The organism is Mesorhizobium sp. B2-4-3 (assembly GCF_006442815.1).
Taxonomy (GTDB): domain Bacteria; phylum Pseudomonadota; class Alphaproteobacteria; order Rhizobiales; family Rhizobiaceae; genus Mesorhizobium.
On record NZ_VFVL01000012.1, the window covers coordinates 55146 to 81168 of the forward strand.

The 26023-nt window shown below is 63.9% G+C and carries 22 protein-coding genes and 1 pseudogene; 18 read left to right on the forward strand and 5 right to left on the reverse strand.

Going from position 1 to position 26023, the window contains the following annotated elements:
* Positions 1 to 123: 123 nt before the first annotated feature.
* Entirely contained in the window at positions 124 to 1959 is a 1836-nt protein-coding gene (locus FJ956_RS14125) for an ATP-binding protein (RefSeq protein ID WP_140674525.1), read from the reverse strand.
* A 152-nt stretch (positions 1960 to 2111) separates the two neighbouring features.
* On the opposite strand from FJ956_RS14125, the gene FJ956_RS14130 reads away from it, so the two are divergent.
* The 3 genes and pseudogenes from FJ956_RS14130 to FJ956_RS14140 all read left to right on the forward strand — a co-directional run.
* Positions 2112 to 2678, forward strand: a complete 567-nt coding sequence (locus tag FJ956_RS14130; protein ID WP_140674523.1) for an XRE family transcriptional regulator — start codon at positions 2112 to 2114, stop codon at positions 2676 to 2678.
* Positions 2679 to 2683: 5 nt separating this feature from the next.
* Positions 2684 to 2992 carry a hypothetical protein gene (locus FJ956_RS14135; RefSeq protein WP_140674521.1) on the forward strand — a complete coding sequence of 103 codons (309 nt, stop codon included), beginning with the start codon at positions 2684 to 2686 and terminating at the stop codon, positions 2990 to 2992.
* Positions 2993 to 3029: 37 nt separating this feature from the next.
* Positions 3030 to 3545, forward strand: a pseudogene (locus tag FJ956_RS14140) (GNAT family N-acetyltransferase); the annotation flags it as partial.
* A gap of 15 nt (positions 3546 to 3560) precedes the next feature.
* Here the strand turns inward: FJ956_RS14140 and FJ956_RS14145 are convergent.
* Positions 3561 to 4445 carry a LysR family transcriptional regulator gene (locus FJ956_RS14145; protein ID WP_246672012.1) on the reverse strand — a complete coding sequence of 295 codons (885 nt, stop codon included), beginning with the start codon at positions 4443 to 4445 and terminating at the stop codon, positions 3561 to 3563.
* 112 nt (positions 4446 to 4557) lie between these two features.
* Between FJ956_RS14145 and FJ956_RS14150 the strand changes: the two genes are divergently transcribed.
* Together FJ956_RS14150 and FJ956_RS14155 are read left to right on the forward strand one after the other, a co-directional pair.
* Positions 4558 to 5709 carry a gamma-butyrobetaine dioxygenase gene (locus tag FJ956_RS14150; RefSeq protein ID WP_140674517.1) on the forward strand — a complete coding sequence of 384 codons (1152 nt, stop codon included), beginning with the start codon at positions 4558 to 4560 and terminating at the stop codon, positions 5707 to 5709.
* Positions 5706 to 6296, forward strand: coding sequence for an HD domain-containing protein (locus tag FJ956_RS14155; RefSeq protein ID WP_140674515.1), 591 nt, complete (start codon positions 5706 to 5708; stop codon positions 6294 to 6296). The genes FJ956_RS14150 and FJ956_RS14155 overlap by 4 nt, the downstream gene beginning before the upstream one ends.
* A 53-nt stretch (positions 6297 to 6349) precedes the next feature.
* On the opposite strand, the gene FJ956_RS14160 is transcribed toward FJ956_RS14155, so the two are convergent.
* Together FJ956_RS14160 and FJ956_RS30500 are read right to left on the reverse strand one after the other, a co-directional pair.
* Positions 6350 to 8158, reverse strand: a complete 1809-nt coding sequence (locus FJ956_RS14160) for an NAD(P)/FAD-dependent oxidoreductase (protein WP_140674513.1) — start codon at positions 8156 to 8158, stop codon at positions 6350 to 6352.
* A gap of 82 nt (positions 8159 to 8240) precedes the next feature.
* Positions 8241 to 8402: a hypothetical protein gene (locus tag FJ956_RS30500; protein WP_181170128.1), complete on the reverse strand. Its 162-nt coding sequence runs from the start codon at positions 8400 to 8402 to the stop codon at positions 8241 to 8243.
* 344 nt (positions 8403 to 8746) lie between these two features.
* Between FJ956_RS30500 and FJ956_RS14165 the strand changes: the two genes are divergently transcribed.
* The 9 genes from FJ956_RS14165 to FJ956_RS14205 all read left to right on the forward strand — a co-directional run bounded on the left by FJ956_RS14165 (position 8747) and on the right by FJ956_RS14205 (position 19490).
* A complete protein-coding gene (locus tag FJ956_RS14165; RefSeq protein WP_140674512.1) occupies positions 8747 to 10528 on the forward strand; it encodes an acetolactate synthase 3 large subunit in 1782 nt (593 codons plus the stop codon).
* 83 nt (positions 10529 to 10611) lie between these two features.
* Positions 10612 to 11187: an acetolactate synthase small subunit gene (ilvN, locus tag FJ956_RS14170; protein ID WP_027169049.1), complete on the forward strand. Its 576-nt coding sequence runs from the start codon at positions 10612 to 10614 to the stop codon at positions 11185 to 11187.
* Positions 11188 to 11293: 106 nt separating this feature from the next.
* Complete coding sequence (locus FJ956_RS14175) at positions 11294 to 11890, forward strand: LysE family translocator (RefSeq protein WP_140674510.1); 597 nt, start codon at positions 11294 to 11296, stop codon at positions 11888 to 11890.
* Positions 11891 to 12107: 217 nt separating this feature from the next.
* The gene (locus FJ956_RS14180) at positions 12108 to 13415 is read left to right on the forward strand and encodes an efflux RND transporter periplasmic adaptor subunit (RefSeq protein WP_140674508.1); all 1308 of its coding nucleotides are present in this window, start codon (positions 12108 to 12110) and stop codon (positions 13413 to 13415) included.
* Entirely contained in the window at positions 13412 to 16564 is a 3153-nt protein-coding gene (locus FJ956_RS14185) for an efflux RND transporter permease subunit (RefSeq protein ID WP_140674506.1), read from the forward strand. Before FJ956_RS14180 ends, FJ956_RS14185 begins: the two co-directional genes overlap by 4 nt.
* 64 nt (positions 16565 to 16628) lie before the next feature.
* On the forward strand, positions 16629 to 17234 hold the full coding sequence (gene nthA, locus FJ956_RS14190; protein ID WP_140674504.1) for a nitrile hydratase subunit alpha: 606 nt from the start codon (positions 16629 to 16631) through the stop codon (positions 17232 to 17234).
* Positions 17231 to 17890, forward strand: a complete 660-nt coding sequence (gene nthB / locus FJ956_RS14195) for a nitrile hydratase subunit beta (protein ID WP_140674502.1) — start codon at positions 17231 to 17233, stop codon at positions 17888 to 17890. Before nthA ends, nthB begins: the two co-directional genes overlap by 4 nt.
* A complete protein-coding gene (locus FJ956_RS14200; protein ID WP_140674500.1) occupies positions 17877 to 18227 on the forward strand; it encodes a nitrile hydratase accessory protein in 351 nt (116 codons plus the stop codon). The genes nthB and FJ956_RS14200 overlap by 14 nt, the downstream gene beginning before the upstream one ends.
* Before the next feature lie 135 nt (positions 18228 to 18362).
* Positions 18363 to 19490, forward strand: a complete 1128-nt coding sequence (locus FJ956_RS14205; RefSeq protein WP_095764795.1) for an ATP-dependent RecD-like DNA helicase — start codon at positions 18363 to 18365, stop codon at positions 19488 to 19490.
* Positions 19491 to 19628: 138 nt separating this feature from the next.
* Here the strand turns inward: FJ956_RS14205 and FJ956_RS14210 are convergent, their stop codons facing one another.
* Positions 19629 to 20027, reverse strand: coding sequence for an STAS/SEC14 domain-containing protein (locus FJ956_RS14210; protein WP_140674498.1), 399 nt, complete (start codon positions 20025 to 20027; stop codon positions 19629 to 19631).
* A gap of 109 nt (positions 20028 to 20136) precedes the next feature.
* On the opposite strand from FJ956_RS14210, the gene FJ956_RS14215 reads away from it, so the two are divergent.
* From FJ956_RS14215 to FJ956_RS14230, 4 genes are all read left to right on the forward strand, one after another.
* Complete coding sequence (locus FJ956_RS14215; RefSeq protein WP_140674496.1) at positions 20137 to 20877, forward strand: pyridoxine 5'-phosphate synthase; 741 nt, start codon at positions 20137 to 20139, stop codon at positions 20875 to 20877.
* A gap of 86 nt (positions 20878 to 20963) precedes the next feature.
* Positions 20964 to 22877, forward strand: a complete 1914-nt coding sequence (locus FJ956_RS14220) for a potassium transporter Kup (protein ID WP_140674494.1) — start codon at positions 20964 to 20966, stop codon at positions 22875 to 22877.
* Positions 22878 to 22982: 105 nt separating this feature from the next.
* Complete coding sequence (locus FJ956_RS14225; protein ID WP_140674493.1) at positions 22983 to 24899, forward strand: potassium transporter Kup; 1917 nt, start codon at positions 22983 to 22985, stop codon at positions 24897 to 24899.
* Between the two features lie 73 nt (positions 24900 to 24972).
* Positions 24973 to 26013, forward strand: coding sequence for an aldehyde reductase (locus FJ956_RS14230; RefSeq protein ID WP_140674492.1), 1041 nt, complete (start codon positions 24973 to 24975; stop codon positions 26011 to 26013).
* Positions 26014 to 26023: the final 10 nt, after the last annotated feature.

The window sequence follows — 26023 nt, forward strand, 5'->3', positions numbered from 1 at the left end:
CTTCCGGTGCTCACGGACCTTATGTCCGCTCCGCTCCGGTTCTCGACAGCGACTCCATTCGACTCAGCCTGACGAATTTCCTGACGAGATTTACCCGTTCTCGCCGACCTCGGAAACGGAGCCTCAGTCGTTCAGCGGGCGCATGCCGAAGGTCGAGGGCTTCAGGCCGTAGCGAGTGTCGAAGTCGTCGTCGGGCTGGACGCGGGAAGCGGCGTTGGCCGGCTTCTTGTAGTCCGGGTCGCCGGCCTGGCGGGTCGAGTCCACGGTCTCGGCGAAAGCCATGGACTGCTGCGGCTTCGGCACGTTGCGAAGCCGCTCGACGATCATGGCCAGATCGACGTCGCTGCCATCCACGGAGGGCTCGACCTGCTCGCCTTTCGCGGTGCCGGGGATGAATTGTTGCGGCAGCTTCTCGAATTTCAGCCGCATGGTCGTCGCCACGCCTTCGCCGAAAGCGATGGCTTCCCGCTGGCCCATGGAGGACAGGAAAGCCAGCGTCGAGGCCGAGGAGTCGGCGATCGCCGAGCGGATGATCGCCTGGTCCTGCTCGTTGGCGAGGCGCATGGCGAAAAAGGTCGAGCATTGCGACAGGATGGTCGGGTCGAGCTCGCCCGGGCGCTGGGTGACGACGCCGAGATAGCAGCCATATTTGCGGCCTTCCTTGGCGATACGCGACAGCGCGTGGCGGGTCGGCGCGAAGCCGAGGCGCGGATCGGCCGGCATATAACGGTGGGCTTCCTCGCAAAGCAGGAGCAGCCTCAGCCGGCCCTCGCTCCACAAGGCCAGGTCGAAGGCCAGGCGCGCCAGCACCGAGCAAACCGAATTGACGACTTCCGAAGGCATGCCCGCCATCTCGAAGCAAGTGACCGGGCGGCCATGGCTCGGAACGCGGAAAATATTGCCGATCGTTTCGTGGATCGTGTCCTCGATCAGCCGCGAATTGAACATGAAGCGGTAGCGCGGATCGGCGGCGGCCGATTCGATGCGCGTCTTCAGCGATTTCAGAGTCGGGCGGTCGTTCTTGCTTTCAAGCATGCCCATGCGCTCGTCGATCTGCTTGATGAGATCGGCGACGCGGTACGGCACCGGCGTGTCCGCCGTCAGCGCGTCGCTGCCGCGCCTGACATAGGTGCCGGAATTCGGGTTGCGGTAGAGGTTCTTGGCGGCCGGGATCAGGTCGCGCAGGACATCCACTTCCTCGGGCACCGTCTCGCGGCCGCGAAACAGCACTTCGGCGAACTCCTCCAGCCTGAACATCCAGAACGGCAGATCGAGCGTCTTGGAATCGACCTTGACGCAATATTCCGGGAGCGAGGCGGCGAACTCGTTGTGCGGGTCGAGGATGAGCACGCGCAGGTCCGGGCGTGCCTCGATCGTTTTGCGCAAGAGCAGCGAGACAGCCGTCGACTTGCCGACGCCGGTGGTGCCGACGATGGCGAAATGGCGCGCCAGCGTGTCGTCGATGGCGATGTTGGCATCGATCGATTCATCCTGAGACAACGTGCCGATGGTCACCGAATGGCGCCCGGCCAGATCGTAGACCGCCTGCAAGTCGCGGCTGCGGATGCTGTGAGCAATGGCGCCGATATGCGGATAGGTGGTGATGCCGCGGTCGAAGACCGGCTTGGCGCCAGGCTCGGCGCCGTCGCGCACCTCGCCGACCAGTTCGACGCTGACCTCGATCGGGTTCTGCCCTTCGTGGTTCCAGGCGCGATCCGATTTGCCGATGGCATAGACAAGGCCGACCGTTCGTGTCGAACCGAGATTGATGGAGATCATCTTACCGACGGTCCAAAGGCCGGTGACCGCGCCTTCGGGGTCGTCCGCATGGGCGCTGATGGTGGCGCGCGCGCCGTCGCATTGCACGACATTGCCCAGAATGCGCTTGTCGTTCTGCTGGATGTTGCGGCGTTCCTGCGAGGTCGGTTCCCCGACGGAGGCTTCGCGTTCAACAAACATAATGCCCTGGTCCCATTCCCCTGGAGCGGCAACCCTATCCAATCGGGGTTAAAGTCAGGTGAGGTCGAATGGTGTAGGCAGCGTTAAGCCAGCCGCGACAATTCGATCGAACAGCCTCTTCTCAGCGTGTGGAATTCCGATATATTGGACGAATGAATGATATATCGAACGACATCAGTGCCACGATCGGCAGACGGATACGCTCCGAGAGGACGATGAGGGGCTGGTCGCTGGCCGAATTGGCCGAGCGCTCGGACGTTTCGAAAGCGATGCTGAGCGCCATCGAACGCGGTACGACCAGTCCGACCGCGGCGCTTCTGGTGCGTATCGCGGCGGCCTTCGGCATGACGCTGTCGACGCTGATCGCACGGGCCGAGATGCAGGGCGGCGGCGTTTCGCGCAGGGACGAGCAACCGGTCTGGCAGGATCCGGCGACCGGCTACATCAGGCGGCATCTTTCGCCGGCATCGCAGATGCCGCTCGAGCTGATCAGGGTCAGCCTTCCGGCGGGCGCCAAGGTCAGCCTTCCGGCGTCATCCTATGCCTTCATCAAGCAGCAGATATGGCTGATCGAAGGACGGCTCGACTTCACCGAGGGCGATTTGGTGCACAGGCTCGAGCCCGGCGACTGCCTGGCGCTGGGGGCGCCCTCGGATTGTGTCTTCCATGCTCCCGGGCCGGATGCGGCTGAGTATCTCGTGGCGCTGGTCAGGGACTGACCCCGATGTCTCGCCGGCCAAAACGCTCGCATAATGGCGGGCCGCCGCTCGATGACTATGACGGCCCGCCCTGGGGCAAGGGCGATGCCTACATCTTCCTCGCCTGGCGCGCCGCTCACGACAAGGCCTGGAAGGCGCCGAGCCACGCCGTCATGCTGATGCGGCTGGAACGGGCCGAGCGGCTCGGGCTGACCTATGAGGAATATACGCTCGAGATCCTGGAGCGCGGGCGCCATCTCAGCGAGGAAGACGCCGACCGTATCGCCGAAATCAGGCGGGCGCGGCCACGCAAACGGATCCGCCATTTCGAATGACCTGTCCCCGATGCCTCATCACCTGGAGAGCACCAGCATGAACTCCCTTGAAATCCGGACCTTGACCGATGATGCGGCGACCATCGCGATGCTCACCGATCTCTTGATCGAAACGGTTGCCGCCGGTGGATCGGTGAGCTTCATGCATCCATTGTCGCCGGCGGCAGCGCGGGATTTCTGGCGCATGTCGCTTGCCACGGCCGCGCGCGGCGACAGGGCGGTGCTGGGCGCATGGCGGGGCGGGGCGCTTGCCGGCACCGTCACGCTGCTGCTCGACTTCCCGCCCAATCAACCGCACCGCGCCGAGATCGCGAAGCTGATGACCGGCCGCGACCATCGCGGCAAAGGCGTCGCGACCGGCCTGATGCGGGCAGCGGAGAAATTGGCCGTCGAGAAAGGTCGTACGCTGCTGGTGCTGGACACGGCGAGCGAAGAGGGCGCGGCCGGGCTTTATCAGAAACTGGGTTTCACCTTGGCCGGTGAGATCCCCGATTTTGCGCTGAAGCCGCATGGCGGTCTGACCGGCACCCTTATCTACTGGAAGCGGATCGGAGCAGCGGCCGACGCGCTATCCCGAAATCCTGGCGATGCGCGACAGAAGCCAGCGGCGAAAATCCTGCTCGGCGCCGGACAGTCGCGACGATGACGGCCTTGTTAGGAAGTGGCCCGACGGGCTCGAAAGCTCGAAATCCGAAAGCCTGACGAGAGTATTGTCTCTGAGCGCGGCGTCGACCAAAGGCCGGGAGCCGAGCAGCGCTCCGGCGCCCGTCTTCGCCGCTTCCAAGGCGGCGACGAAACTGTCGAAGCGATGCGAGCGTCGGGAATGGCCGGCAAGCCCCGCGGCGGCAAACCATTCCGCCCACATCTCGCGCGCGCCGGCCACCAGGAGAAGCGGCAACGACGTCCAATCGCCACCGAGGGCGAGTGTTGAAGCCGCGACCGGGACAAGCCGCTCGACGGTCAACCGGTCGGCTTCGCGCCCGGGAAAGGATCCGTTGCCGAAGCGTATGTCGAGCGCCGAGCCCGGCTGGTCGTAATCGGTCGGCCGATGGATGGTCACCAGATCGAGCCTGACCCGCGGCAGCGCCTTTGCCAAGTCGGGAAGAGCCGGTACCAGCACCAGCAGGGCGAAGGAAATGGGAACGCGGATGCTGACGGTCTGCACGGCGCGCGGCTCGAACAGCTCGTTGGTGCTGTTGCCGATGGTCGCGAATGCCGACTGGATGTGGGGGAGGTAGGCCGCGCCTTCCGGCGACAGCGCCACGCCGCGCGCCAGGCGCGCGAACAATCGCGCCTTGAGCCGCTCTTCCAGGAAACGGATGTGCTGGCTGACCGCGGCCTGGGTGAGCCCGAGCTCGGCGGCCGCGGCGGTAAAATTCGACAGGCGGGCGGCGGCCTCGAAACTGCGCAGCCAGGCGAGCGGAGGCATCGTGTCGAAAGCTTTTCCAGCCATCAAAAATTTAGCGTCATTACCCACAAAACGATAATTTGAATTATGCCTTCGATGAAGCCACCATGCAATCCGTGCCCGCAGCGGCGGGTAGGAGGATGGGAGCTTTCGGGGTATGTTGACGACGGCAACGCTGGGCGACGATGGACGAGTGATCGAGCTTGGCTGGAAGGACGGAGCGGTGAGCCGCTTCCACGCGATGTGGCTGCGCGACAATGCGCTGGACGACAAGACGCGCAGCGCCGGCAACGGGCAGCGGCTGATCACCATCCTCGACATTCCGGCCGAGACGCGGATCGACGCGGCCTCGATCAAGGGCGAGTTGCTCGAAGTCAGTTTCGTTCCCGAAGGCAAGACGGTCGGCTTTCCCGCCGGCTGGCTGCGCAGCCATGCCTATGATGGTCAGGAGGCTCGGGAGCCCGGCTGGACGGGAGGCGACATACGGCGCTGGACGAAAGTCACGATGCAGAATTCCGTGCCGCGGGCAGCCTATGCCGACGCCAGCCGCGACGGCGATGTGCTGCGGCAATGGCTGGCCGCGGTCCGCAGCTACGGCTTTGCCGTGATGGACGGCCTGCCCACGGAATCCGGCGCGCTGTGCAAGGTGGCCGACCTGTTCGGCTACATCCGGGAGACCAATTACGGGCGCTGGTTCGAGGTACGCGCCGAGGTCAATCCGAACAATCTCGCCTACACCAATCTCGGCCTGCAGGCGCATACCGACAATCCCTACCGCGATCCGGTGCCGACGCTGCAGATCCTGGCCTGCATCGAGAACACGGTGGAAGGCGGCGAATCCAGCGTCGTCGACGGGTTCGCGGTGGCGGCGGCGCTTCAGGCGGAAAACCCCGACGGCTTCCGGCTGCTCTCTTCCTATCCGGCGCGCTTCGAATATGCCGGCTCGTCGGGCGTGCGGCTCCAGTCCAAGCGGCCGATGATCGAGCTCGGGCCCGATGGCGAGCTCATCTGCATCCGCTTCAACAACCGCTCGCTGGCGCCGGCCGTGGATGTGCCGTTCGCCGCGATGGACAAGTACTACGCGGCCTATCGCCGGTTCGCCGAGCTGATCGAGGATCCGGCCTTCGAGGTGACGTTCAAGCTTGAGGCGGGGCAGTCCTTCATCGTCGACAACACGCGCGTCATGCATGCGCGCAAGGCGTTTTCCGGCAGCGGCAAGCGCTGGCTGCAGGGCTGCTACGCCGACAAGGACGGCCTGCTGTCGACGCTGGCGGCGATCGAGCATGGTTTCAAGGAGGCGGCGGAATGAATCCGAACGAACTGAACACGGGCAACATCGTCGAATTCATCGCCGATATCTTCGAGCGCCGTGGCGCGGAATCCTATCTCGGCGAGCCCGTCACCATGTCGGAACATATGCTGCAGGGCGCCTGGCTGGCCGAGCAGGACGGCGCGCCGGAGGAGCTTGTGGCGGCGGCGCTGCTGCACGACATCGGCCACTATACCAGCGAGTTCGGCACCTATTCGCCCGACGACGTCGAGGACAAGCACCATGACGAGGCGGGCGGCGAGGTGCTTGCGCCTTTCTTTCCGCCGGTCATCGTCGAGTGCGTCAGGCTGCACGTCTCGGCCAAGCGCTATCTGTGCGCCACCGATCCGACCTATTTCGGCAAGCTGTCGCCTGCCTCGGTGCATACGCTGTCGCTGCAGGGCGGGCCGATGAATGCTGAGGAAGTCAAGGAGTTCCGCCGCAATCCGTTCCACGAGGAAGCGGTACGCGTGCGCATCTGGGATGAGGGCGGCAAGGTCGCCGACATGAAGACGCGGGCCTTTCGCGACTACGTGCCCTTGCTGGAGCGCGTGGTGAAGAAGTTCGCGGCTGAAAGGGCGGCTTAGATGGCAGAAGCCCGGTTGGTCGGGCTTTTGCCATCCACGAGAGCACCCGTGCGTCAGCTCTTGTGGTGCACCTCCTGCAGTCCATAGACGGGCGTCGGCAGGCCAACTTGGCGCGCCTTCAACTGCAGCGACAGATACTGCGAATAGTGGCGCGACTGGTGCAGGTTGCCGCCGTGGAACCACAGCGCTTCCTGCTGCGTCGGCTTCCACATGTTGCGCTGCTCGCCTTCCCAAGGGCCGGGGTCCTTGGTGGTGCTGGAACCCAAACCCCAGACCTTGCCGACCTTGTCGGCGACGTCCTGCGAGATGAGGTCCGCGGCCCAGCCGTTCATCGAGCCGTAGCCGGTGGCATAGATGACGAGGTCGGCCGGCAATTCGGTGCCGTCGACGAATTTCACGCCGGTTTCGGTGAGTTCCTGCACCGCGGCACCCGGTCCGCTCTTCAGCTTGATCGAGCCGTCGATGACGAGGTCGCACGCGCCGACATCGATGTAATAGCCGGAGCCGCGCCGCAGATATTTCATGAACAGGCCCGAGCCGTCGTCGCCCCAGTCGAGCATGAAGCCGGCCTTTTCCAGGTCCGCATAGAATTTCGCGTCGCGCTCCTTCATCTGCTCGTAAAGCGGGATCTGGAACTCATGCAGGATGCGGTAGGGGAGCGAAGCGAAGATCATGTCGGCCTTGCGCGTCGTCATGCCGTTCTCCACCGCCTGCTCGGAGTAGAGGGCGCCGAGGCCGATATCCATCAGCGTGTCGGATTTCACGATGTGCGTGGAGGACCGCTGCACCATGGTCACGTCGGCGCCGCCTTCCCACAGCGCCGCGCAGATGTCGTGCGCCGAGTTGTTGGAGCCGATGACCACCACTTTCTTGCCGCGGTATCTGTCCGGGCCGGGATGGGTCGATGAATGCTGCTGCTCGCCCTTGAAGATGTCCTGGCCCTTGTATTTCGGCCAGTTCGCCTTGCCCGACATGCCGGTCGCCAGCACAAGCTGCTTGGGTTTGAGCGTGATCTCCTTGCCGTCGCGCTCGACGACGATCGTCCATTCCCTGGCCTTGTCGTCGTATTTGGCGGATTTCGCTGTAGTGGAGCTCCAATAGTTGAGCTCCATCACCTTGGTGTACATTTCCAGCCAGTCGCCGATCTTGTCCTTCGGCGCGAAGACCGGCCAGTTCTTCGGAAAGTCGATATAGGGCAGGTGATCGTACCAGACCGGGTCGTGCAGGCAGAGCGACTTGTAGCGCCTGCGCCAGGAGTCGCCCGGACGCTCGTTCTTCTCGACGATGATGGCCGGCACGCCGAGCTGCTTCAGCCGGGCGCCGAGCGCGATACCGCCCTGGCCGCCGCCGATGATGACGACATAGGGCTGCCGGGAGTGGCCGAGCTCGGCGATCTCGTCGTCGCGCTCCTCACGCCAGGTCTTGCGGCCCTTGCCGTGGCCGTGCTTGGCGCCGAGCGGGCGGGTGAAGCCCGCCTTCTCCTCATGGTCTTTCAGCTCCGCCATCGTGGTGAGCAGGGTCCAGATCAGGTCGCCCCTGAACCGCACGAGGCCAAAGCCGCGCGCCACGCTCGTCTCGAAGGTGATCCAGGCGGTGATGATGCCGCCGTCCTCGTTCGCTTCCTCGCCCTTGGCCACCGCCCAGCTGGTCGGCTTGGTGGTGGCCAGCGTTGCCTGGAGCATGTCGCGAACCTGGTCCTGACCTTCCATCGTCTTCAGGTTCCAGGTGAAGGTGACGAGGTCGCGCCAGTAGCAATCGGCCTGGAAGCAGTTGACGGCGCTGTCGATGTCGCCGGATTCCAATGCCTTGCCGAACTTGTCGAGCAGCGCCTGCGCCTTGGTGGTGGGTGTTCTCTCGAGCATTTGTTCTCCTCCACTTGCTAGAGTCCGTCATGAGCAGCAAGCGGCGTGCCAACCGTGGCGCTCATGAGAAATTTCGATGGGATCAATCTGGCAGGACGATGTAGGCTTCCGTCGGCCGCGCCGGGTCGAGCCGATGGGTATCGATGCAACGCAGCCAGGATTGAACGACGATGTCGTCGCGGGCCGATCGCACGCCGGACAGCACCTCTTCGATCTCGCGGATATGCTCCCGTTCGCCAGCCATGCGTCCTCCTCGCACGCCCTTTGCCAGCGCATAGTGGTGCGTCGGAGAGGGACGCTCAACTGTACTATGGTAGCTGTGCGATGGTAGCGCGCCGGCGCCGTTCTCACAGGCGGGTGAATTCGCGCTGGACCCCATTGACGAGCCCGCGTTTTCGCCCTTATTGTCCGCGCCCATGAAAACGGCACTCATTCTCGTAGGCAGGCGCGTGGGCAAGGCGGTGTAACCGCCGGGCGAAAACCTCCCATGCGCATCACACAGGCTCCCTCGGGGGCCTTTTTTATTGCCTGAAACACGACTAAACGACCAGCAAATCGCCAGATGGCGGACAGTACGGGACCAGACCGATGAGCAACGGACAGAACGAGCGGCGCGAAATGACAGGCGCCGAAATGGTGGTGCAGGCGCTGAAGGACAACGGCGTCAAGCATGTCTTCGGATATCCGGGCGGCGCCGTTCTCCCAATCTATGATGAAATTTTTCAACAAGACGATGTCGAGCACATCCTGGTCCGGCACGAGCAGGGAGCCGGCCATGCGGCCGAAGGCTATGCCCGTTCGACCGGCAAGGCCGGCGTCATGCTGGTGACCTCCGGCCCCGGCGCCACCAACGCGGTGACGCCGCTGCAGGACGCGCTGATGGATTCCATTCCGCTGGTCTGCCTGACCGGCCAGGTGCCGACATCGCTGATCGGCTCCGACGCTTTTCAGGAATGCGACACGGTCGGCATCACGCGCCCCTGCACCAAGCACAACTGGCTGGTGAAGGACGTCAACGAGCTCGCCGCCACCATCCACGAGGCTTTCCATGTCGCGACCACCGGCCGTCCTGGCCCGGTCGTGGTCGATATTCCCAAGGACGTGCAGTTCGCCAAGGGCATCTACGTGCCGCCGCAGACGGCGCCGCGCACCAGCTACCAGCCCAAGGTCCAGGGCGACCTGGAAAAGGTGAAGGCTGCCGTCGAGCTGATGGCGGGCGCCAAGAAGCCCATCATCTATTCGGGCGGCGGCGTCATCAATTCCGGTCCGGAAGCGAGTCACTTGCTGCGCGAGCTGGTCGATCTCACCGGCTTCCCGATCACCTCGACGCTGATGGGGCTCGGCGCCTATCCGGCGTCGGGCAAGAACTGGGTCGGCATGCTCGGCATGCACGGCACCTACGAAGCCAACATGGCGATGCATGACTGCGACGTGATGGTCTGCATCGGCGCGCGCTTCGACGACCGCATCACCGGGCGGTTGAATGCGTTCTCGCCCAACTCGAAGAAAATCCACATCGACATCGACCCGTCCTCGATCAACAAGAACGTTCACACCGACGTGCCGATCATCGGCGATGTCGGACGCGTCCTGGAGGACCTGGTGCGGCTGTGGCGGGCGACCGTCAAGGCCGACAAGAAGGCGCTCTATCCGTGGTGGGAGCAGATCGCGAAATGGCGGGCGCGGGATTCGCTCGCCTACAAGATGAACAACGACGTGATCATGCCGCAATACGCGATCCAGCGGCTCTACGAACTGACCAAGGATAAGGACACCTACATCACCACCGAGGTCGGCCAGCACCAGATGTGGGCGGCGCAGCACTATCATTTCGACAAGCCGAACCGCTGGATGACGTCCGGCGGCCTCGGCACCATGGGCTACGGCCTGCCGGCGGCGCTCGGCGTGCAGATCGCGCACCCGGATTCGCTGGTCATCGATATCGCCGGCGACGCCTCTGTGCAGATGACGATGCAGGAGATGAGCTCGGCGGTGCAATACAACGCACCGATCAAGATCTTTATCTTGAACAACCAGTATATGGGCATGGTGCGGCAGTGGCAGCAGCTGCTGCACGGCAACCGGCTGTCGCATTCCTACACCGAGGCGATGCCGGACTTCGTCAAGCTGGCGGAAGCCTATGGCGGCCATGGCATTCGCTGCGACAAGCCGGACGAGCTCGACGACGCGATCAAGGAAATGATCTCGGTGAAGAAGCCGGTGCTGTTCGACTGCCGCGTGGCGACCTTGGCCAACTGCTTCCCGATGATCCCGTCGGGCAAGGCGCATAACGAGATGCTCCTGCCGGACGAGGCGACCGACGAGGCGGTGGCCAATGCCATCGACGCCAAGGGCAGGGAACTGGTGTAGGCAGCCATCAAGGCGGGGCTATCGAGAGAAAGCCGTGCGCAAACAGAGAATTAGCTCAAAAGTCTGAAATCGAGATTCACCTCATGAACGCACAGCACCTTCAACCGACCGGCTCCGCCTATTTCATCGCCAAGGAAACCGAGAAGCCGGAAACGCACACGCTTTCCGTGCTGGTCGACAACGAACCGGGCGTGCTTGCCCGCGTCATCGGCCTGTTCTCGGGCCGCGGCTACAACATCGAGAGCCTTACCGTCTCCGAGACCGAGCATGAGAAGCATCTGTCGCGCATCACCATCGTGACGCGCGGCACGCCGCATGTGATGGAGCAGATCAAGCATCAGCTCGAGCGCATCGTGCCGGTGCACCGGGTGGTCGACCTGACCGTGCGCTCGCATGAGCTTGGGCAGGAGCGGCCGCTGGAACGCGAGCTGGCGCTGGTCAAGGTCGCCGGCACCGGCGATGCCCGGGTCGAGGCGCTTCGCCTCGCGGATGCTTTCCGCGCCTCGGTCATCGACGCCAACACCGAGCATTTCATCTTCGAGATCACCGGCAAGGGGTCCAAGCTCGACCAGTTCATCGCCATCATGAAGCCGCTCGGCCTGGTCGAGATCTGCCGCACCGGCGTCGCCGCGATGAATCGCGGCCCGCAGGGAATGTGAACAGGACAACCACCCTGTTTTAAAGCTTTGGCCCGGCGGTTGCCCGTTCCTGGCTTTTGCGCATTTGCTAAAAGGACAGTAAGGCTGACATATCCGGGAGGATAACATGTCGCTCGACACATTCCTTGCCCTGTTGGTCTATGCCTTCGTGACTTCGATCACGCCGGGGCCGAACAACCTCATGCTGCTGGCTTCCGGCGTCAATTTCGGTATCGCCAGGACGGTTCCGCATATGCTGGGCATCAGCATCGGCTTCCTGGTGCTGCTGCTGGCAGTCGGCTTCGGGCTGGGCGCGGTGCTGACGGCGTTGCCGGCGCTGCATACCGCGCTGAAGATCGCGGGCGCGGCCTATCTGCTCTACCTCGCCTGGAAGATCGCCATGTCGCGCTCGATGAGCGACGGAAAAGGGGTGCAGGGCCGGCCGATGCGCTTCATCGACGCCGCTGCGTTCCAGTGGGTCAACCCCAAGGCATGGGTGATGGCCATCACCGCCATGGCCGTCTACACCAATGCCGATCACCCGTTCGTCTCGGTGGCGCTGATCTCGATCGCCTTCACCATCGTCAACCTGCCCAGCGTTTCGGTGTGGGCCGGCTTCGGCACGGCGCTGCGCGGCTTCCTGTCGGACCCGGTGCGGCTGAAATGGTTCAACATCGCCATGGGCGTGCTGCTGGCGGCGACGCTGTGGCCAATGCTCCGCTGAGGGCATTTTTTGGACTGACGCGAGGGTGCGCGACGGCACGTTTTCCGGTTGCTGAGCTATTGTGCAGTGCACATTAAATCTTCGTAATGCCCCGTTTTGGCCCTTTTCCGCCAAAGCCTTGTCCTATCTACTCCACGAAAAATCGCGGCACGAGGTCGTGAAGCGAGCTAGAATGGACCACCGGGATCGGCGTGTCGGGTAGAAGGCTTATTTGTCGATGCGCGGAAAAATCGCCTTTGCAGTTGTTTCGGTCGCCTGTCTGGCGGGCGCCGGGCTCTATCTTTCGCCCACGACGTTGGCCAAGGTCCAGCAACTGATTTCGGGCAAGCAGGCTAGCACGGCCGCCACGGACAAGACGGCAAGCGCTGACAAAACAGGGGGCAGCGACAAAACGGCCGGCGCCTCGGACAATGCGAAAGGCGGCGGTCCGCGTTCGGCCTCGATCGTCTCCGCGACCACGACGACCGCCGATTTTCCAATCCGCCGTTATGCCATCGGCTTCGTCTCGTCGCCGGAGGTAGTCAATATCAATGCCCGTGTTTCCAGCCAGATCGTGTCGATCGCGGTCAAGGACGGGCAGATGGTCAAGGCCGGCGATCTGCTCATTTCGCTCGATGACCGCGCGCTGAAGGCGCAACTCGCCAAGGACCAGGCGCAGCTCGCCAAGGACCAGGCGATGCTGGTGAGCGCCAAGGCGGATCTGCAGCGCGCCACGGACCTCGTCGCCAAGCAGGCCGGCACGCAACAGACCTACGATCAGGCGCTGGCGGCGCAGAAGGCCGCGGCCGCCACCATCGACGCCGACAGGGCGACCATCGATGCCGACACGGTGCAGTTGAGCTATGCAACGATTACGGCGCCAATCGCGGGCCGGCTCGGCGCCGTCAACGTCTCGGTCGGTGATCTCGTCACCACCAGCAACGGCAACTCGAGCAGCTCGACGCCGCTGGTCACCATCACGCAGATGGATCCGCTGCAGGTGAACTTCACGCTGCCCGAGAGCAACCTTGCCTTGTTGCACAAGGCGCTCACCGACCCGCAGCAAGGCGACGTGACGCTGACCAAGGACGGCGATCCCAAGCCGATCGGCAAGGGCACGCTCGATTTCGTCGATTCCAGCGTCGATACCGCCTCCGGCACCATCGCCACGCGGGCGAGCATACCCAATCCGGATCTTTCGCTGTGGCCCGGGCAATATGTGAACGTGGTGCTCGAGGCCGGCATGATGCCGCAGATGACCTCGGTGCCGACAGTCGCGGTGCAGCCCAGCCAGAAGGGCCCGTTCGTCTATGTGGTCAAGCCGGACAACACCGTGGAGATGCGGCCGGTGCAGGTGGCGCTGACGGAGGGCCAGAACAGCGCCATCAGCGATGGCCTCAAGAGCGGCGAGAAGGTCGTCGTCGAAGGCCAGACGCGATTGAAGAACGGCGCGGCGGTGCATGAAGGCAAAGCCGCGGCCGGATCCGGTGACCAGGTATCGCCCAAGGTCGCGGAGGCCGACAAGGCCGGCGGGGCGAGCCGATGATCTCCGAATTCTGCATCCGCAAGCCCGTCGCCACCCTTTTGATGTCGTTCGCCCTCATTCTGGGCGGTATTTTTGCCTACAAGTTCCTGCCGGTGGCGGCGCTGCCGAGCGCCGAATTTCCAGTGGTCAACGTTTCGGCCAGCCTTCCCGGCGCTTCGCCGGAGACGATGGCGACATCGGTGGCGACGCCACTGATCAAGCAATTCGCGACGATCGCCGGCATCGATTCGATCTCGACCACCAATTCGCTCGGCCAGACCTCGATCGCCATCCAGTTCGTGCTCAACCGCGACATCGACGCGGCGGCGGCGGATGTTCAGGCGGCGATCGCGCGCACGCAAAAATCGCTGCCGCCGGAAATGACAGCGCCGCCGAGCTATCGCAAGGTCAATCCGGCCGACGCGCCGATCCTCCTGATGTCGCTGGTCAGCGACACGGTCCCGCTGACCGATCTGGACGCCTTCGCCGAAAATGTCATTTCACCGTCGCTGTCGACCATCGACGGCGTGGCCCAGGTCTCGATTTTCGGCCAGCAGAAATATGCCGTGCGCATCCAGATCGATCCGACCGCGTTGGCCGCGCGCGGCATCTCGATCGATCAGCTGCAGGCTGCGATCACCTCGGCCAACAGCAACACCCCGCTCGGTGTTTTGCAGAACAACAAGCAGCAGCTGACCATTACCGCCAACACCCAGCTCGACAATGCCGCCGGCTTCTCCAACCTGATCATCGCCACCAAGAATGGTCACCCGGTGCGGCTGGGCGAGGTGACCCGCGTCGTCGACTCTGTCGAGACCACGACGACGGCAAGCTGGTATGACGGCACGCGCGCCATCATCCTCGCAGTCCAGCGCCAGCCAGACGCCAACACCGTCGAGGTGGTCGACAAGGTCAAGGCGATGCTGCCGTCTTTCCAGGAGCAGATGCCGGCCGCCGCCCAGATCAAGCTGCTCAATGACCGCTCGACATCGATCCGCCAGGCCGTCGACGACGTCCAGTTCACGCTGCTCCTGACCATCGCCCTGGTGGTGCTGGTGATCTTCGTGTTCCTGCGCAGGGTGACGGCGACGATCATCCCGGCGGTGGCGGTGCCGATCTCGCTGATCGCCACGCTTGGCGCGATGTTCCTGTTCGGCTTCTCGATCGACAACATCTCGCTGATGGGATTGACTTTGGCCGTCGGCCTTGTCGTCGACGACGCCATCGTCATGCTGGAAAACATCTTCCGCCACATGGAGGAGGATGGGCTGCCGGCCTTCGACGCGGCGCTGAAGGGCTCGCGCGAAATCGGCTTCACCATCATCTCGATCTCGATCTCGCTGGTGGCGGTGTTCATTCCGGTGCTTCTGATGGGCGGCGTCATCGGCCGCATCTTCAACGAATTCGCCGTCGTGGTGACCGTCGCCATCCTGGCCTCGATGTTCGTGTCGCTGACGCTGACGCCGATGCTTTGCTCGCGCCTGCTGTCGGTGACGAAGGCCGATCGGGAAAAGCACGCCCCCGGTCATAAGCCGGACCTCATCACGCGCGGCTACGACCGGATCCTGAGCTTCTGCCTGCGAAACACTTTCCTAGTGTTCCTCGTCTTCGTCGCAACCGCCGCGGCGTCGGTGTGGCTGATCCAGGTTTCGCCGAAAGGCTTCTTCCCGCAGGAGGATATCAGCCAGATCTCGGTGTCCACGCTTGCGCGCCAGGACATCTCGTTCGACGCCATGGTCAAGCTGCAGGGCCAGGTTGCCGACGTGTTCTCGCACTCTCCCTATGTGACGCATGTCGCCTGGTCGGTAGGCGGCAGCCAAAGCGCGCTGAACCAAGGCCGGCTCTATGTGCAGTTGAAGGACAAGAGCCAGCGCCCCGACATCGAGAAGGTCCAGTCCGATCTCAGGCGGCAACTTTCGAATGTGGCCGGCATCGAGGCCTATATGCAGCCGGTGCAGAATCTCAGGCTGGGCTCGCGATCGTCGGCCAGCGCCTACCAGCTCGTGGTACAGAGCCTCGATACCGGTCAGGCTGATATCTGGGCGCAGAAGCTCGATGACGCCATGGTGGCCGACCACGCGCACTTTACGGATGTCACCAGCGACCTGCAGAACAACGCATTGCAGGCCTCGCTTGTGATCGACCGCGACAAGGCCGCCCAGCTCGGCATCGACACCGACACGCTGCGCACGGCTCTTTATGGCGGCTTCGGCACCGACCAGGTTTCGACGATCTTCGGTTCGGCCGACAGCTATGAGGTCATCACCGAGCTCGATCCCAAGATCGAATGGTCGCCCGAACGGATGCTCGCCATCCAGATGCGGACGGCGAGCGGCAGCCTGGTGCCTCTCGGCGCCTTCGCGCATGTCGATCGCACGGCCGGCGCGCTGACAGTCAACCAGCTCGGCCAGCTTCCGGCGGTGACGATCTCCTACAACCTGCCGCAGGGCGTGTCGCTCGGCGACACGGTGACCCGGATCGACCAGCTCAAGGAACAGATCGGCATGCCGAAGGAGATCTCGACGAGCTTTGCCGGCACGGCCAAGACCTTCCAGGATTCGCTGGCCAACCAGGGCCTCCTGATCGGCGGCGCGATCCTGACGATCTATATCGTGCTCGGCATGCTCTATGAGAGCTTCATCCACCCGCTCACCATCCTCACCGGGCTGCCGTCGGCCGTGCTCGGCGCGGTGGTGGCGCTGCGCTTCGCCGGCATGGATCTGTCGGTGATCGCGGTGATCGGCATCCTGATGCTAATCGGCATCGTCAAGAAGAACGGCATCATGATGGTCGACGTCGCGCTGGAGCTCAGGCGACAGGGCATGTCGGCGAGGGAGTCCATCCACAAGGCCTGCCTGATGCGTTTCCGGCCCATCATGATGACGACGCTTGCCGCGTTGATGGGCACGTTCCCGATCGCGCTCGGCACCGGCGCCAGCGCCGAATTGCGCCAGCCGCTCGGTGTCGCGGTGGTCGGCGGCCTGCTCGCCTCGCAGGCGCTGACGCTGTTCGTGACGCCGGTGATCTATGTCTATTTCGAGAATTTCTCGGGCTGGCTGCTCGGCTTCTCCTCGAAGAAGAGCCGGCCGGCGCTGCATGTGGTGGAAAGCGGCGAGCAGCGCTCGCTGTTCGATGGCGAACCCGAGCCGCAGAAGACGGCAGCCGAGTAGATCGCTCCGACTGGCCCAAGCCGTGGCGCTTGCGGCCGGCTGTAGCCAATCCTAGTCTGTGGCCATGTCCCATGATCATGACCACGACAACGAGCTCGATCCGTTCGCGGCGCGCGTGCGCGCGCTGGAGACGATCCTGACGCAAAAGGGCCTGATCGACCCCGCGGCCATCGACGTCATCGTCGACACCTATGAGACGAAGATCGGGCCGCGCAACGGCGCCAGGGTGGTGGCGAAGGCCTGGAACGATCCGGCCTATGCCGACTGGCTGAAGCGCGACGCGACCGCGGCGATCGAATCGCTCTCCTATACCGGCCGCCAGGGCGAGCATATGCAGGCGGTGTTCAACAGCGAGGAGACGCACAACCTCGTCGTCTGCACGCTCTGCTCCTGCTATCCGTGGTCGGTGCTCGGCCTGCCGCCGGTCTGGTACAAGGCGCCGCCCTACCGCTCGCGGGCGGTGATCGATCCGCGCGGCGTGCTGGAGGAGTTCGGGCTGACGCTGCCGGCGGAGAAGAAGATCCGCGTCTGGGATTCGACGGCCGAGCTTCGCTACCTGGTAGTGCCGATGCGACCCAAGGGAACCGAGGGCTGGAGCGAGGAGCAGCTCGCAGGGCTGGTCAGCCGCGACGCGATGATCGGCACGGCGATCGCGAAGGAACCGGCATGAACGGACCGCAGGATCTCGGCGGGCAGATGGGTTTCGGGCCGGTCGCGCCCGAGAAGGACGAGCCCTATTTCCATGCGGCATGGGAGCGGCGGGCGTTGGGCGTGACGCTCACCGCCGGGTCCATGGGCGCCTGGAACATCGACGAAAGCCGGCATGCGCGGGAATCGCTGCATCCAGCGGATTATTATTCGTCGAGCTACTACCAGATCTGGATCAAGGCGCTGGAAACGCTCCTGAAACGCCACGGCTTCGTCACCGAGCGCGACCTTGCCGCCGGCAAGGCCGTCGATCGCGCCGCGACACCGAAGAGAGTGCTGAAGGCGGCGGATGTGCCGGCAGTGCTTGCCAAGGGCGGGCCATGCGACCGGCCCGTCGCCACGCCGGCGCGTTTCCGGGCGGGCGATCGGGTGTGCACGAAGAATTTCAACCCGACCGGCCATACGCGCCTGCCACGCTACGCGCGCGGCAAGAGCGGGACGATCGAGGCGGTGCGCGACGGCTTCGTCTTCCCCGACAGCAATGCGCATGGCAGGGGCGAGAACCCGCAATGGGTCTACACCGTGGTGTTCGACGGGGCCGAAATCTGGGGCGAGGGCGCCGATCCGACGCTCAGCGTCTCGATCGACGCCTGGGAGAGCTATCTTGAGCCGGCATGACGATGCGTTGCCGGCGGATTTCGACGAGCCGGTCTTTGCCGAGCCATGGGAGGCCGAAGCCTTCGCCCTGACGGTTGCGCTGCACGATAAAGGCCTGTTTTCGTGGAGCGAATGGGCGGAGGCCCTGTCCGCCGAGGTGAAGCAGCCAGGCGCGGCAACGGACGGTCACGATTATTACGAGCATTGGCTGGCGGCGCTGGAGAAGCTTTTGTCGAGGAAGGGTGTTGCTCGCAAGGGCGAGGTGGACAAGCTCGCCGCCGCCTGGGAACGCGCCGCGCATGCGACGCCACATGGCAAGCCGATCCTGCTGGAGAATGATCCGGGCGCAGGCCGATAGATCGTCTTTGTTCTCTTTACGTTCCGATTTGCGGCTGATAGCCTGAGTTGTCGGAGGCGCTAGCGATTGCTGCCGACAACGGTCTGTATGGCGGCCAATCTTGTCTTTCGCTTGCGAATCCGGTCTGTCCAACTGATGGAATTTTCTCCCCAACAGGATGAGGCTCTGAAAGCGGTCGGTCGCTGGCTCAAAGAGGGCCGGCCGCAGGTGTTTCGGCTGTTCGGCTATGCCGGCACCGGCAAGACGACGCTGGCGCGCTATTTCGCCGAGCATGTCGACGGCCAGGTGCAGTTCGCCGCCTTCACCGGCAAGGCGGCGCAGGTGCTGCGCTCGAAGGGGGCGACCAACGCCCGCACCATCCATTCGCTGATCTATAGGCCCAAGGGTGAGGAATCGGTCGAGGACGAGGTGACCGGCAAGACATCGATGTCGCCGACCTTTTCGCTCAACCGGCAAAGCCCGATTTCGCGCGCCAAGCTCGTCGTCATCGACGAATGCTCGATGGTCGACGAACAGCTCGGCCGCGACCTGCAGAGCTTCGGCACACCGATCCTGGTGCTCGGCGACCCGGCGCAGCTGCCGCCGATCTCGGGCGGCGGCTTCTTCACCGAGCACGAACCTGATGTGCTGTTGACGGAGATCCATCGCCAGGCGCGCGACAATCCGATCATCCGGCTGGCGCTCGACGTGCGCGAAGGCCGCGAATTCATGCATGGGGACTATGGCACGGCGCAGGTGATCGGCAGGGAAGCAGTCAACCAGGAACTGGTGCTCAAGGCCGACCAGGTGCTGGTCGGCACCAACCGCACGCGCCGTCGCTACAATCAAAGGCTGCGCGAGCTCAAAGGGTTCAACGCCGACTTTCCGCAGGCCGGCGACAAGCTGGTCTGCCTGCGCAACGACCCGGCCAAGGGGCTGCTCAACGGCTCGCTTTGGAAGGTGATGACCTCGTCGCGTGAGACGGTGAAGCCCGGCATCAACCTTCTGGTCTCGCCGGAAGAGGACGATCCCGACCGCGGCGTCGCCAAGATCAAGCTGCTCAAGGCGGCGTTCGAGGACCCGGATGCCGAAATTCCCTGGCAGCAGAAGAAGCGCTTCGACGATTTCGATTACGGCTATGCGCTGACGGTGCACAAGGCGCAGGGCTCGCAGTGGAACGACGTCGTGCTGTTCGACGAGAGCTGGGCCTTCAAGGAGACCCGGCAGCGCTGGCTCTATACCGCCATTACCCGTGCCGCCGAGCGGCTGACCGTGGTGCGCTAGGGATGTTGATATTCAGGTGATGCCGGCCTGCAAATGGCGGCTTCCTGCGCTTCCGGTGCTCACGTACTTTAAGTACGCTCCGCTCCGGTTCTCGGAAACCACCCTTTTCGACTCGGCCTGACCTGAATCTCAACATCCCTACTCCGTTGGTCTTGCACCAAGCCATTGCCAGGCGGCTTCCTCATCGTCGACGTCGAAGCGCCTGAATTCGAAAGGCAGCGTCTTGGGGAAGAGGCCGGTGACGAGAGAAGCCCAACCCGGCTCGCCGATGGCCGCGCAGCGCACGACATGTTGCAATGCGTCGGCGACGCCCTGCTTGAGCGTATCTTGCTTGATATTGGCCCAGTCGACGCTTTCCTCGTCGGTCAGCCTGACCAGCACGTCGATCCTGGGATGCAGCGCGTAGGCGGCCTCCAGCAGGCCGAACAGGTTTTCCGCATCGGCCGGCGAGACATCGCCGACGACGTCGATGGCGAAAAGCGCGTCGCGGTTGGTTTCGATGCGGCGGATCGCCGGCACGGCTTCGAGGAAATTCACTGGCAAATCCTTATGTTAGCCTCCATCTATCCCCTGGAACACGCGAAACCCTCTATCTGTTCCCGTCAAAGGCGGTATAGATGCCCGCCGATCCACTGGACCCCAGTTCATGCCCGCCAAGCTTTCGGTTAATCTCAACGCCGTCGCCATGCTGCGCAACCGTCGCGACCTGCCATGGCCAAGCGTCACCGGACTTGGCCGCATCGCCCTTGCCGCCGGCGCGCATGGGCTGACGGTGCATCCGAGGCCCGACGAGCGGCACACCAGGCATTCCGACCTGCCGGAGATCAGGGCGCTGATCGACGACGAATTTCCCAACGCGGAATTCAACATCGAGGGCTATCCGACCGAGGATTTCCTGGCGCTTGTCGAGAAGCATCAGCCCGAGCAGGTGACGCTGGTGCCGGACGATCCGGCGCAGGCGACTTCGGACCATGGCTGGAACTTCGCCGCCCAGGCGGCGTTCCTGACACCGATCGTCAAGCGGCTGAAGAAAGGCGGGTTCCGCGTGTCGCTGTTTTCCGACGCCGATCCGGATGGTGTGAACGCGGCTCGCGATACCGGCGCCGACCGCATCGAGCTCTATACCGGCCCCTATGGCGGCTTCCATTCCGATTCTGCAAAGGCGGCGAAAGAACTGGAAAGACTGGGAAAAACCGCGGATGCGGCATTCGCGGCCGGGCTCGGTGTCAATGCCGGCCACGATCTGACCGTGAAGAACCTGCCGCCATTGGCCAAGCGTATCCCGGCATTGGCCGAAGTATCCATCGGACATGGGTTGACAGCGGATGCGCTGGAGTATGGCATGGCAGGCACGGTCGGACGGTTCTTGAAGGCCTGTGGATGGTAGGGCGCCTTGCGTAACTCCGGCAGTTTCGGTGCGTCCCGCGCGTCGCGGCGACCTCGAAGCGTGGCGAATCTGATGAAATGGGGTTCATGGTGCTAGCCAACGCCAGCGGGACAGAATCCCTCGAACGCTCGGGCCATGCCGAAACCGAGCGGCAGCACAGCACCAAGGTCCTCATGCTTGGCGCGCTGGGCGTCGTCTACGGCGATATCGGCACGAGCCCGATCTACGCCTTCCGCGAGGCGCTGCATGCTTCGTCCAACTCGGTCGCCCGCCATGACGTGCTGGGCGTGCTTTCGCTCATCGTCTGGGCGCTCACCATCATCGTCACGATCAAATATGTCGCCTTCGTGCTCAGGGCCGACAACAAGGGCGAAGGCGGCACGCTGTCGCTGATGTCGCTGGCGCGCAGCGCCTACCCGCCAGGTTCCAAGCTCATCCTAGTGATCGGCCTTTGCGGAGCGGCGCTGTTCTTCGGCGATTCGATCATCACGCCGGCGATCTCGGTGCTTTCGGCGGTCGAAGGCCTGAAAGTCGTCACCCCGGCGCTCGATGCCTATGTGGTCCCGATCACGCTGGTCATCCTGGCCGTGCTTTTTGCCGTGCAACGCTTCGGCACGGGCAAGGTGGCGGCGGTGTTCGGACCGGTGACGGCGACATGGTTCGTGGCGATCGGCGCGGCCGGCGTCTATCATATCGTCGACGACCCGTCCGTCTTCCTGGCGATCAATCCCTATTACGCGATCTATTATCTGGCCACCACGCCGACAGGCGCCTTCGTCACCGTGGGCGCCGTGTTCCTGGCGGTCACCGGCGCCGAGGCGCTCTATGTCGACCTCGGCCATTTCGGCCGCAAGCCGATCGTGATGGCCTGGTTCGCAATCGTTTTCCCGTGCCTGCTCTTGAACTATTTCGGGCAGGGCGCTTTCGTGCTGTCGCATGGCGGCAAGCCGACCAACCCGTTCTTCCAGATGCTGCCCGAATGGGCGCTGATGCCGATGGTGGGCCTGGCGACCGCGGCCACCGTCATCGCCAGCCAGGCCGTCATTTCCGGCGCCTTCTCGCTGACAAGGCAGGCGGTGCAGCTCAACCTTCTGCCCCGTATCGAAGTGCAGCATACCTCCGAGATGCAGAGCGGCCAGATCTATATGCCGAGGGTCAACCTGCTGGTCGCGCTCGGCGTGATGCTTCTGGTCGTCGGCTTCGGCAGCTCGAGCGCGCTCGCCTCGGCCTATGGCATCTCGGTGACCGGCGAGATGCTGATGACGACGATCCTCCTGTTCGTGGTGATGCGCTGGCTCTGGAAATGGCAGGTTGCGGCCGCACTGGCGCTGGCATTGCTGTTCGGCGTCATCGATCTCGGCTTCTTCTCGGCCAACGTCGTCAAGGTCGTCGAGGGCGGCTGGGTGTCGATCACCGTCGCCTGCCTCATGGGCCTGATCATGTGGACCTGGATCCGCGGAACCCGCTACCTTTTCGACAAGACGCGCCGCAACGAGATCCCGCTCGATTTCCTGGCGGCGAATCTTCTCAAGAAGAAGCCGCAACTGGTGTCGGGCACCGCGGTGTTCCTGACCAGCGATCCGCTGAGCGCCCCGACCGCGCTGATGCACAGCCTGAAGCACTACAAGGTGCTGCACGAAAAGAACGTCATCCTGTCGGTGGTGACGGCGCCGCAGCCGGTGGTGCCCGACAGCGAGCGCGTGAAGCTGGAGACGGTCAACGAGCTGTTCATGCGGGTGACGCTGACCTTCGGCTACATGGAGCAGCCGAACATCCCGCGCGCGCTGGCCATCTGCCGCAAGCAGGGCTGGAAGTTCGACATCATGACGACGTCGTTCTTCCTGTCGCGGCGCTCGCTGAAAGCCTCGCCCAATTCCGGCATGCCGGTCTGGCAGGACCGGCTGTTCATCGGCCTTGCGCGGACGGCCGCGGATGCAACGGAGTATTTCCAGATTCCCACCGGACGCGTGGTCGAGATCGGCACGCAGGTCGCTATCTGATGAGGTGAAGCCGTGCGTCGGCGGCATGGGAGCCCTCACGCAAGGGCACTTGATATTGCACTGCAGCAAGCGTAGAGCACCGCGCGTTTTATCGGAGTGTCGTCCATGGCCCTTGCCAATGGTGCTGAGGCAGAACCCGTCGACCAATCGAGCCATCCAGAGATTGAACAGCACAGCACCAAGGTGTTGATGCTGGGCGCACTCGGCGTCGTCTATGGCGATATCGGCACGAGCCCCATCTACGCGTTTCGCGAGGCGCTGCACGCCTCGTCGGGCGGCGACGTGGCCAACCGCGCCGACATTCTCGGCGTGCTGTCGCTGATCATCTGGTCGCTCACCATCACGGTCACGGTGAAATACATCATGTTCGTGCTGCGCGCCGACAACCGCGGCGAGGGCGGCGTGCTGTCGCTGATGGCGCTGGCGCGCGGTACTTTCCCGGCGCGCTCGGCGATCGTGCTCGGCATCGGCATCGTCGGCGCGTCGCTGTTCTTCGGCGATGCCGTCATCACGCCGGCCATCTCGGTGCTGTCGGCGGTCGAGGGCATGAACGTCGTCACCCCCGCCTTCCAACCCTATGTGGTGCCGCTGACATTGCTCATTCTCGCCGCCGTGTTTGCCGTGCAGCGTTTCGGCACGGGCGGTGTGGGCCTGGTGTTCGGGCCGGTCACCGCCATATGGTTCCTTGCCATCGGCGTTTCCGGGCTGAAGCACATCATCTCGGACCCGGAAATCCTCTGGGCCATAAGCCCGCATTACATCGTGGCCTTCTTCATCAATTCGCCCGACGTGTCTTTCGTCACGGTCGGCGCCGTCTTCCTGGCCGTCACCGGCGCCGAGGCGCTCTATGCCGACCTCGGCCATTTCGGCCGCAAACCGATCGTGCTGGCCTGGCTTGCGATTGTGTTTCCCTGCCTGCTTTTGAACTATGCCGGGCAGGGCGCCTATGTGCTTGCCAAGGGGGGCACGGTCGGCCACCCGTTTTTCGAGATGAACGAGGGCTGGGCGCTCATCCCCATGGTGGTCCTTGCGACCGCGGCGACCGTGATTGCCAGCCAGGCTGTCATCTCCGGCGCCTATTCGCTGACCAGACAGGCGGTGCAGCTCAACATGCTGCCGCGGCTCGAAATCCTGCATACGTCGGAGAAGCAGTCCGGTCAGGTTTATATGCCGCGCGTCAACATGCTCTTGGCGCTGGTGGTGATGCTGCTGGTGGTTGGCTTCGGCGAATCCAGCAGGCTCGCCTCGGCCTACGGCATTTCCGTCACCGGCAACATGCTGGTGACGACGACGCTGCTGTTCATCGTCATGACGCGCATCTGGAAATGGAACATCTGGCCGGCGATCGGCCTGACGGCGGTGTTCGCGCTGATCGATATCGGCTTCTTCGCCTCCAACATCGTCAAGGTGTTCGAGGGCGGCTGGGCGTCTCTCGCGGTCGCCTTCGCCATCATCCTTGGCATGTGGACCTGGGTGCGCGGCAGCCGCTATTTGTTCGACAAGACCCGCCGCAACGAGATCCCGCTCGATTTCCTGGCGGGGAACCTTCTGAAGAAGAAACCGCAACTGGTGTCGGGCACCGCGGTGTTCCTGACCAGCGATCCGCTGAGCGCCCCGACCGCGCTGATGCACAGCCTCAAGCATTACAAGGTGCTGCACGAAAAGAACGTCATCCTGTCGGTGGTGACGGCGCCGCAGCCGGTGGTGCCCGACAGCGAGCGCGTGAAGCTGGAGACGGTCAACGAGCTGTTCATGCGGGTGACGCTGACCTTCGGCTACATGGAGCAGCCGAACATCCCGCGCGCGCTGGCCATCTGCCGCAAGCAGGGCTGGAAGTTCGACATCATGACGACGTCGTTCTTCCTGTCGCGCCGCTCGCTGAAAGCCTCGCCCAATTCCGGCATGCCGATCTGGCAGGACCGGCTGTTCATCGGCCTGGCGAAAACGGCGGCGGACGCGACGGAGTATTTCCAGATTCCCACCGGGCGCGTGGTGGAGATTGGCACGCAGGTCGCTATCTGACAGACTGCGCCGCATAGGCTGACGTCCCGCAATTGCGGATGGAAGACGCAGTTGATTTCGAAAGAGGCGGGGCATGAGCGACGGGTTGGTGCTTGTGACCGGCGGGTCCGGCTTCCTCGGCGCTCATTGCATCCTGTCGCTTTTGAACGCGGGCTACCGCGTGCGCGCGGCGGTGCGCTCGGCCAAGCGCGAAGCCGATGTTCTTGCCATGCTGAAGGTCGGCGGCGTCGAACCGGGCGATGCACTTTCCTTCGCTTATGCCGATCTCATGAGCGACAAGGGCTGGCCCGAAGCGGTTGCCGGATGCCGATATGTCCTGCACGTCGCTTCGCCCTTTCCGCCCGGCGTACCGAAGCACGAGGACGACCTGATCGTCCCGGCCAGGGAAGGGGCGTTGCGCGTGCTGCGCGCCGCGCGCGATGCCGGCGTCGAACGGGTGGTGCTCACCTCGTCCTTTGCCGCCGTCGGCTACGGCCAGGTGCCGGTTCCCGGCCGTCCGTTCACGGAAGAGAACTGGACCGATCTGTCGCAGAAGGTGGGCGCCTATGTGAAGTCGAAGACGCTGGCCGAGCGTGCGGCGTGGGATTTCGTCGATCGCGAAGGCAGGTCACTGGAGTTGGCGGTCGTCAATCCGGTCGGCATCTTCGGGCCGGTTCTGGGACCGGACCATTCGACCTCGACGGATTTCATCAGGCGCCTGATGGATGGCGAGATGCCCGGCCTGCCGCGCATGGTGTTCGGCGTGGTCGACGTGCGCGATGTCGCGGACCTGCATCTGCGCGCCATGACCAATCCCACCGCCAAGGGCGAGCGGTTCCTGGCCATCAGCGGCGACTTCATGATGATGCTCGAGATCGCGCGGACGCTGAAGGCGCGGCTTGGCAACGCAGGATCGCGCATCACGACCAGAGCGCTGCCGGACTGGCTGGTCCGGATCGTCGGCCTGTTCGACGGGCAAGCGGCCCAGATCGTGACAGAACTGGGCAAGCAGAGGAACGCCACGAGCGCCAAGGCCGTGCGCCTGCTCGGCTGGACCCCGCGATCGCGGGAAGACGCGCTGGTCGCGACCGCTGAGAGCCTGATCCGGCTTGGATTGCTCAAGAAGTCGAAGTGAAGCGCGCCCG